Genomic DNA, 8,492 nt, shown 5'->3' on the forward strand with positions numbered 1-8,492 from the left:
AAATATTATCTCTCATCATATTCGCGCCCATCATTTTTCAAGTTTCCTCGATAAATTTGCGCAACTACTAACAGCGCGAACCTCAAATCATTTCACACTGTACGGATCAACAGCTCTATTTCAAACCCTCTTCCTTAGCCACCTTTAGGATCCACTTGTAGCTTTCCAAGAAAATCAGCCTAAATATCAATCTGATGGCTCAAACCTAAAAGGTTCAAACTTCAAAAGATATCAACTAGGTTTCGATACTTCTTTTTTGTCTAAATATTCAGCATTTGTTGCACTTCAAAAAAAAATTCGGGAATGGACATCAAAAATTTATGGATTCTTTTTCAACTTACCTGACTTAGTTTTTTTCTTCGAAGTGAGCTTTGATTTTGGTACTTTCCCGATTCTTGGATCATGATTAAGAATAAGTTCACAAGCCTTTGTCACCGACTCTTCAAAATCACGAGAATCTTCGGGCAATATCTGCCAGTATTTACTTTTTCTTTTTCATCATTAAAAAATTGACATTTTTAACTCAAACTTTCTACACTTTTTTATGCGTAAAAAAATATTAATGAACTGCATCATATTTATACTTTGCTCTGCGAATTTCAAAGCTCATGGGGTAAATTCAAACTCACTTTATCTCGGGCTTGGCGTTCTAACTCACAATCTTATGCGCGTTAGTCAGAACAACACCGGCGAATCTAATTTTTTGGGCCCGCTGTATTACCCTTTATTAGCGCAAACTTATATCGATTTTCAAAACGACTGGTTCTTCGGACCACAAATTGGTTACACGGCACTTCCACGAACAGCACCTGATGGGGGAAGTAAGTCCTCATTTCTATTAATCAACACGCCATTACTACAACATTTTGGTGAAAATGATGAATGGGATTGGAGCGTTGGCCCTGGATTTATTTTTTACATAATTCAAGGAACCGGCGGAACAACAGCTCTCAATAACGGTTCGGGTACCTCAACATTTGCACAACCAAGCCGCACTCAACTTGCTAGCACCATTAGTTTAAATCTCGGTGTTGGATACACTTACGAGTATATTCACGTAGGAATTGATACCATCACCGAAGGTGTACTCTCTTCATCGAGGCGAAGTTTTAGTCTGATGCTTTATTTCACATACGACATTCTAGGAGGTACCTTTTGAGCCGCTCATTTATTTTAATCGTTTTGGTTTTTGTTTTTTTGAGATTTGATCCAGCACTTGCCTTCACTCTTTGTAGCTCAACAAGTTCTGGAATGGCAGGATGGCAAACAAAATTATTAAAATTTAAACTAAACCCAACAAATTGCCCAGCAAACATCAATGACATTGTCGATACCGCCATGGCACTGTGGAATTCTGCACCCACGAGCAATTTAATTATTAAGCGCGAAGGTACATCTACTGAAGTTCCTGCAAATCTGGTAGATCCCAATTATGTCGCAACCGATGTAGCCGTAATTGCATGTGACAACACCTTTAGCACTAACTTCGGTACTAACTTTGAAAATAGCGTTGCAGGAGTTGGAGTTTGCCGTATTCAAGGCGGGGCAATTACACGTGGGTATTTAATATTAAACACACAAGCTGGGGGTACTGCGAATATTTCAACTTTCTCAACGACTCGACAACATATTACTGTTGCCCATGAAATTGGTCACGTTATTGGCTTAGGACACTCTTCAGATCAAAGTGCGATGATGTTTTATGATATCACTTCAAAAACTAAATTAGGTCTTGCCCAAGATGATATCGATGGCCTTACTTATTTATATCCACGTAGTGAAATCAGTGGCGACTTGCCTTTCGGATGTGGTTCGGTTTCAAACATAAATCAAAAGCCACCAAGTGGGCCTACTGCACTTCTTTGGCTATTTCCCTTTTTCTTCATCGCTACACTGCGCATTTTGTCTCGGGGCAAATTTTCTCATCAAGCCCACTTATGACTCTCTATTTATTTGCATAATAGCAATTGCGACTGAGCACTGCGCTTGTAACCATTTTCAATCAAACTAACATGGAATGAGTCTTGCTATTGCTTGGTTTAGCCACAACCAAGGAAAGGGCTCAATATGAGATGCTCTAAACATGTCGTAACATTATTACTTGCAACTTTTGTTGCATCAATCGGGTTTGCGCCCATTCAATCATCAGCATTAACGACTCTAGAAGATGACCTCAAAGCATTTCATGATAATCCCAAAGAATTCTTAAATCGAGTTCCTCAGAAAAAAACTGTGGCCACCACTCAGCAAATCGAAGATCAGAATCAAGAATCAAATCAAGTACAAATTTTCAACCAACAAGAAATTAAATCAAGATCATTTATTAAATCAAAAACCAAATGGCGAAAAAGTTTTTTACAAGAGAATATGTCTGCCAGCGAATCGTATGATCCCTCTGAACCAATGCCAAATGATATAGCCGATAATCTTGTAGATAACCAAGTCACGATGAGAATGCTGGGCGAAATGGACCTGGCTGGTCTTAAAAGCGCTTCACTCCCATTTCAACCATTTTCTGGAGATTATTGGGCTATGTACAAAGGCATCCTAGGAGCTAGAAATTACGACGGTGTGTTTCCGCAGGGACAAGACTGGTCGTTGAAATTTGATTATATTACACAAAATCCATTTATGAGCGTATTTTCAGCACGAAATATTTCTGCAATTAATACGTTAAGCCCTTCTGAAAAATATGACCTACTTATTGGCGACACTGACGGCATTTTTACACAAGTACAATGGAAAAAAGGCGAAACTTATTGGCGCAGTAGCAAAAATGTAGAATCTTGGATGGGAATTTGTGAAGGATGGGCTGCCTCATCTTTCAATATGCCGCGCCCCCAACAAGCAGTCATCACCACAGCATTCGATGGAATAACTCCTATAAAATTTAATCCAGCAGAACTCAAAGGCTTAACTGCTTATCAATGGTCTACAACAAGATACCCATTTAAGTTTGTCGGAGGACGTTGCAATGTAACTAATCCCAAAACCGATTCCAAAGGTAGAATCATTGATAAAAATTGTCTCGATACAAATCCAGCTACATGGCATTTAACCGCCGTTAATCAAATTGGTGTTGGTCGACGCAGCTTTATTATGGATGCAACTTTTGATTATCAGGTTTGGAACCAACCCGTTTACTCATATAAATATGTTTATTTTAATCCGGTCACATTAGAGCAAACTGATTCACTCCAAGATGCCATGATTCCACGTAAATCTTATAAAAACGATAAATTCAAAAAATATCGTTCATCTAAAGCCACCCATTATGTGGGCATAGCAATGGATGTTGTTTATGTTTCGTTAGTAGGAAATTCTACAAGTGATGTTGACTCTCCCGCTCACGACCAAATGACTGAAGTGAAATATCTTTATGATCTTGAACTTGATGAAAGTGGAAATATTATTGGTGGTGAATGGTACAACAATCGTCACCCGGATTTTATATGGGTTCCTGCTAAAGGGGTATTTCCACGAACAGCAGCCGATGCTCAAATTGCATTATCAGAATGGGACGGCAGCACGGCTCTACCAACTAAGTGGCAAGAGTTAGCCCGAGCAAATGCAAGATCAGGAAAAATATTAAGCTCAATTGTTGAAGTTTTATTTAACAGAGCACAAAGGTGAAAAATGTCTTTAACAAGGAGAGGATTATGAAACTACCAAATCTAAAAAACCAAGACGGCGCACTCGGTTGGGCAGCACTATGGTTACTTGGAATACCTATTCCAATTTTAATTATTTTGTTTTTAATCCGCGGTGGAACATAAAAAAATAATTTAAATGGGGACGAAAGTCCCCATTGTTTTATTTAAAATATTTCACGCTTTCATCTTGGCGAGGATAACTTCCAGTTATTCGCGTAATAACGGTCTCTAATACTCTAAAAAAATTAATGCGATTTAAAAGACCATTTAACCAACCTGTTGTAATGCAATATTGACTCTCAAAAGGGGGCGTATGGTGAATGCGATGATGTTGAGGAGATAAAAATAATTTATACTTTTGGAGTACAATAACCCACTGGGGTGGGTTTTTTGTATGAGCCCATTTATGAATCTGATTTGTAAACATCACCCACAAAACCATAAACAACAGACTTGATACCAAAAACAAAACCCATACTTTATCTAGGGGAATGAGCAATGCTGTAATCAAAACAGGAAGTGAAACCATGCAACTTGCCAGTCAACCGAACCCCAAGTGTCAGCGGCCCAATGTACAAATCCCGATATAAAATCGGCCGCAATTATTCCAACAAGAAAAGATACACCCACTACCCACAAAGTATTTGGCGTGACATGAGTTCTGATTCGTAAAAAAAGTGCAACTGATAGAATTGTGAAAATCAAAACACTCAGACATTCTATAAGCCATTGTGTACGAGAGTAACCGGCAGCCAAAGTCTTAAGATCATGTGAATTATTAGCCATGAAAAATTGTAATGAGTGCGGCAACATAAAGGCAAAAAGAAAATTGACAACCTAAGCAAAAAAGTCACAATGCCCCTATGGCAGAGAACAAAAAAGACAAAACAACTCTAATCACTTTTCTATCAATCTCAGCACTGTTTTTAATGCTGTTTATGTGGATGATACTTCCCTACACATTAGCCGTAGTTATGGGGGGAGTTCTTGCCGTATTACTCACTCCACTTTATGAAAAATTACTAAAAAAGAAGATAAAACCGAAATATGCATCTTTCATAATAACTCTTCTACTTACAGTTTTAATCTTAGGCCCTCTAACAGGGCTTACTATATTAGCTGTGAAACAAGGCGTAACAGTCGGAGAAAGTCTTGCAGAATCTGAAGAATTCTCCTACGACGCTATTTCTGAAAAAGCCGTTAACCTACCCATGATCGATGCGATTATTGGTGATCAAGCTGCAGTTGAAAAAACATTAAAAAGTAGCTTTAAAAATGCAGGCAAAACCTTAAGTGGTGGCATTTTAGCGTTGATTACAAAAGCACCTGAGCTAACATTGCAACTTGTCTTGGCTTTAATTGCGCTGTTTTTCTTTTTAATCGACGGAAGAAAGTTTGTTGCCTGGATATTTGAAAAAATCCCAATGGATCAAGACGTCGAAGTTAAATTGATTGAATCGTTTAATAATATTTCAGTTTCAGTGGTTTTTGCCACATTGGCAGCTGCTGGCGCACAAGCGACGATGATGCTTATTGCTTTTTTAGTACTACAAGTTCCAGGAGCATTTTTCGCAGCAGGAGTCACTTTTGTATTAGCTTGGATCCCCATGGTTGGCAGTACTCCTGTTTGGGTTGCAGGTATGATCTATCTTTATTATAAAGGCAGTATCACCAAAGTCATCATCATGTTGGTCCTCGGATTTCTTACTACACTTGTCGATAATTTTGTTCGCCCGTTGGTACTACAGGGTCGTGGGAATATTCACCCATTACTTAGTTTAGTGGCAATTTTTGGTGGCATCGTCATGTTTGGAATTGTAGGGGTATTTATTGGGCCTATAATCGCAGCAGTTTTAGTTCAGCTCTTTGAAATATGGCCCGTTGTTGCTCATCGCTTTGGTCTCATGCGCGATAATGGAGTGAAATGAGCTCTGTTAATTATAAAAAAGCCCTTTTGCATTTATCTAAAGCTGACAAGAAACTCGGAAAGCTAATTAAAAAAGCGGGTCCGTGTGATTTAGAAATTGAAACCAAAGTAAATCCCTACGGCGCACTCATGCGTTCTATCGTCTATCAACAGCTTCATGGTGCTGCGGCTTCTACAATATTTGGGCGCGTGAAAGCATTATATGGCTCACAAAAACTTCCCACTCCTCAACAAATTCTCGCAACTCCGGATGAGAAACTTAGAGGGGCCGGGCTGTCTCGATCAAAACTATTGGCCATCAAAGATCTTTCAACTAAAGCATTAGAAGGTTTTGTTCCCACAAGACTCAAAGCCAGTAAAATGTCTGATGAAGATCTTATCAAACAACTAAGTGAAATTCGCGGCATTGGCCCCTGGACAGTAGAAATGCTTTTAATATTTTATCTCGGTCGCCTTGATGTATTGCCAATCACTGATTATGGCGTAAGACATGGATTCTCAATTCTTTATAAGAAAAAAGACTTACCTAAACCTCAAGAACTCCTTGCTTATGGTGAACGCTGGAGACCCTACCGTTCAATTGCAGCTTGGTATATGTGGCGTTCTACGGATATGAGTAAGAAACCAAAAGCTAAAGTAAAACTAAAATAATTTAATGACAGCGCGTGATTCTAGGCGCGTTGCCATAAACTAAACTCTGGGATAATTTTACGCCAGGTGTGTGCGAAATATTTAAAGTCATCGCATTACCAATAATCACGCCTTCATAATTTGCCAAGCGGCGATCTTCAACTTCTGATTCAGATTCATTACCATGCTCTAGCACAATCGTACCCGTACTGGTGAAACGCCCATGACTATCGTATACAAGCGGATGATCCATCACTCCATGAGCACAATCTAGTTGGTATGTAGCTCCTAGAGCATTCACTTCTAAATTTATTCCGCGGCCTCCCCATTGACCTTCATGCACTGGCCCTGGTGAAGAAATAGGTTGAGGAGACGGTGTTGGCGTTGGAGAGATTACAGCTAGGCATCGGCTGAATTGCCCTTGAGCTCCAAGACTAAGTTGGTAACTATTTGTCACTGTTTGATTAATAGTTAAATATGAAACATTAAGTGACATGCGATTGTTTTGTATTACACCTTGAAAATTTGTAGGTAAACGAATGGGTAGTCCTGTTGAGGTGACTGGTCCATTTGTCAAAATAAGGTAACCTTTAACTTCAAATTGATTATGAGAATTTGTTAATATTTTTTGCTCTACAACACCAACTCCACAATCAAGTTTGATCGCGCCCCCATTTTCAGTAATGTTGAGTTCTACATGTTCACCGCCCCATCTTCCTGAAGCGACAGCATTTGTACCCACTTGAGGTGCAGCAGGTGTTGGGGTGAGGTTGTTATCATCATTTTGACCACAGGCAAAGAGTACGAACAGTGATGAAAGTACAAATAAAATTTGAAATCTGATCTTTGCTATGTACATTTACAAACTCCTTATAAATTTAAACAGACTATTGACTCTAATGTGGGCAACTTGACCCAAATGGTTTTGTCATATTGACTCAAATACCGATATGCATACCATCCCTGGTATACATACGGTTCCCCTAGTACTACGGATAAATCAGAAACTTACTTATGCTAAAATCAGACCAATTATTAATTATTGTTTTCTTATTTCTTAAAATGTCTTACTTAGCTAACAAACTTTAAAAAATATTACGGGATATAAATGAGCGCTGTTCAAATTAAACCGGAAGAGACATATTTTCTTAGGCATAAAGTCCTCAGACCCCATCAAACTATCAATGACTGCAAATACCCAGGTGATTTCGACGCCACAAGCTTTCATTTAGGTTATCAAACAGAAGCGGTGATTTTTAGTGTCGCCTCTTTTTATAAAGAAAATAGCCCTGAATTTACTCAAAATAATCAATACCGCCTCAGAGGGATGGCCACAGAACCAAGTAAGGTTGGGCAAGGCTTGGGTTCACAACTTGTGAAAGAAGGTTGTCGATTAATCAAAGATCGTGGTGGTGATATTTTATGGTTTAACGCTCGTGAAAATGCTTTTGGATTTTATTTGAAACTAGGGTTTAAGTTTCATGGTCCCTATTTTGAAATACCCGGAATTGGTAAGCATAAGGTCATGTTTCTCACAGGCCTTATCAATCAATTTCCCCTTGCCGCTCGTAACGGGTAAAGAGGTAAAGACTAGTGGATTGGTAACGCCAGTATTAAGTTAAACTTTCAAGAAAGTTTTCGGAATCAGCTCGAGACATAAATTTGAGTTTTGTTCCTTTGAACTCAGAAAATAATTTTTGATGATGTTTTTGAGAGCATGAATTTTCGCGTTCCCAATATGCTTTTGCCCAAATCAGAAGTTCATTGAAATTTTTCTTAGCGGTGATCTGATCTAACTGCTTTGAGGATTCAGAACCTCTGCCAAAAAGTGCTGTTTCGCACTCACACCAAGATTTATCTAGAAATATTAATGCTGTAGCGTTTGGAAGCACTGATTCAGCCAAGTCCCCAAAGACGCCTTCCATAATCCACGAACCCGCCTGAGAAATTATGTGAATTTCCTTTTGTGCAATATCTGGTGGCCTCTTCTTGTTAAAACCACCCGGCTCCCAGAAATGTTCATCGAAATGGACTACATCACACTCGGTGAGCTCAGCAAGTTCCTGTGCCAGATGACTCTTGCCTGATCCGCTGTTTCCAATAATCACAGTTCGTTTGAATGAATCGACTGTCGCTCTCATGGGACAATTACCTCATAGCCGATTTAGTTTGCCCATGTGGCTAATGCTATGATTCCCCCAATTGACCGTCAACTCTCCAAATAGCGATCCATTGTCGATTTACCAAATGTGTGAAGTGCTTTGAGTTTATTGTGATTTGAA

The 8,492-nt window shown here is 39.0% G+C and carries 8 protein-coding genes and 1 pseudogene; 6 read left to right on the top strand and 3 right to left on the bottom strand.

Annotated elements, in window-relative coordinates; all coding sequences use genetic code 11:
- The first annotated feature begins 544 nt into the window (after positions 1-544).
- The 3 genes from SGI74_04830 (at position 545) to SGI74_04840 (ending at position 3,633) form a co-directional block, all read left to right on the top strand.
- Entirely contained in the window at positions 545-1,159 is a 615-nt protein-coding gene (locus tag SGI74_04830; protein MDZ4676817.1) for a hypothetical protein, read from the top strand.
- Positions 1,156-1,941, top strand: coding sequence for a matrixin family metalloprotease (locus tag SGI74_04835; GenBank protein ID MDZ4676818.1), 786 nt, complete (start codon positions 1,156-1,158; stop codon positions 1,939-1,941). The genes SGI74_04830 and SGI74_04835 overlap by 4 nt, the downstream gene beginning before the upstream one ends.
- Before the next feature lie 126 nt (positions 1,942-2,067).
- The gene (locus SGI74_04840) at positions 2,068-3,633 is read left to right on the top strand and encodes a hypothetical protein (GenBank protein MDZ4676819.1); all 1,566 of its coding nucleotides are present in this window, start codon (positions 2,068-2,070) and stop codon (positions 3,631-3,633) included.
- Positions 3,634-3,813: 180 nt separating this feature from the next.
- On the opposite strand, the pseudogene SGI74_04845 reads toward SGI74_04840, so the two are convergent.
- Positions 3,814-4,466, bottom strand: a pseudogene (locus tag SGI74_04845) (fatty acid desaturase CarF family protein).
- A gap of 50 nt (positions 4,467-4,516) precedes the next feature.
- Here SGI74_04845 and SGI74_04850 point away from each other — a divergent pair.
- Positions 4,517-5,581, top strand: coding sequence for an AI-2E family transporter (locus tag SGI74_04850; GenBank protein MDZ4676820.1), 1,065 nt, complete (start codon positions 4,517-4,519; stop codon positions 5,579-5,581).
- Complete coding sequence (locus tag SGI74_04855) at positions 5,578-6,231, top strand: DNA-3-methyladenine glycosylase (GenBank protein ID MDZ4676821.1); 654 nt, start codon at positions 5,578-5,580, stop codon at positions 6,229-6,231. Before SGI74_04850 ends, SGI74_04855 begins: the two co-directional genes overlap by 4 nt.
- Before the next feature lies 1 nt (position 6,232).
- Here SGI74_04855 and SGI74_04860 read toward each other — a convergent pair whose 3' ends face one another.
- Positions 6,233-7,069, bottom strand: coding sequence for a hypothetical protein (locus tag SGI74_04860; GenBank protein MDZ4676822.1), 837 nt, complete (start codon positions 7,067-7,069; stop codon positions 6,233-6,235).
- A 249-nt stretch (positions 7,070-7,318) separates the two neighbouring features.
- Here SGI74_04860 and SGI74_04865 point away from each other — a divergent pair, with 249 nt between their 5' ends.
- On the top strand, positions 7,319-7,789 hold the full coding sequence (locus SGI74_04865; GenBank protein MDZ4676823.1) for a GNAT family N-acetyltransferase: 471 nt from the start codon (positions 7,319-7,321) through the stop codon (positions 7,787-7,789).
- Between the two features lie 34 nt (positions 7,790-7,823).
- Here the strand turns inward: SGI74_04865 and SGI74_04870 are convergent, their stop codons facing one another.
- Positions 7,824-8,351: an AAA family ATPase gene (locus SGI74_04870; GenBank protein ID MDZ4676824.1), complete on the bottom strand. Its 528-nt coding sequence runs from the start codon at positions 8,349-8,351 to the stop codon at positions 7,824-7,826.
- Between the last annotated feature and the right edge of the window lie 141 nt (positions 8,352-8,492).

The sequence above is a fragment of the Oligoflexia bacterium genome (assembly GCA_034439615.1).
Lineage (GTDB): Bacteria > Bdellovibrionota > Bdellovibrionia > JABDDW01 > JABDDW01 > JAWXAT01.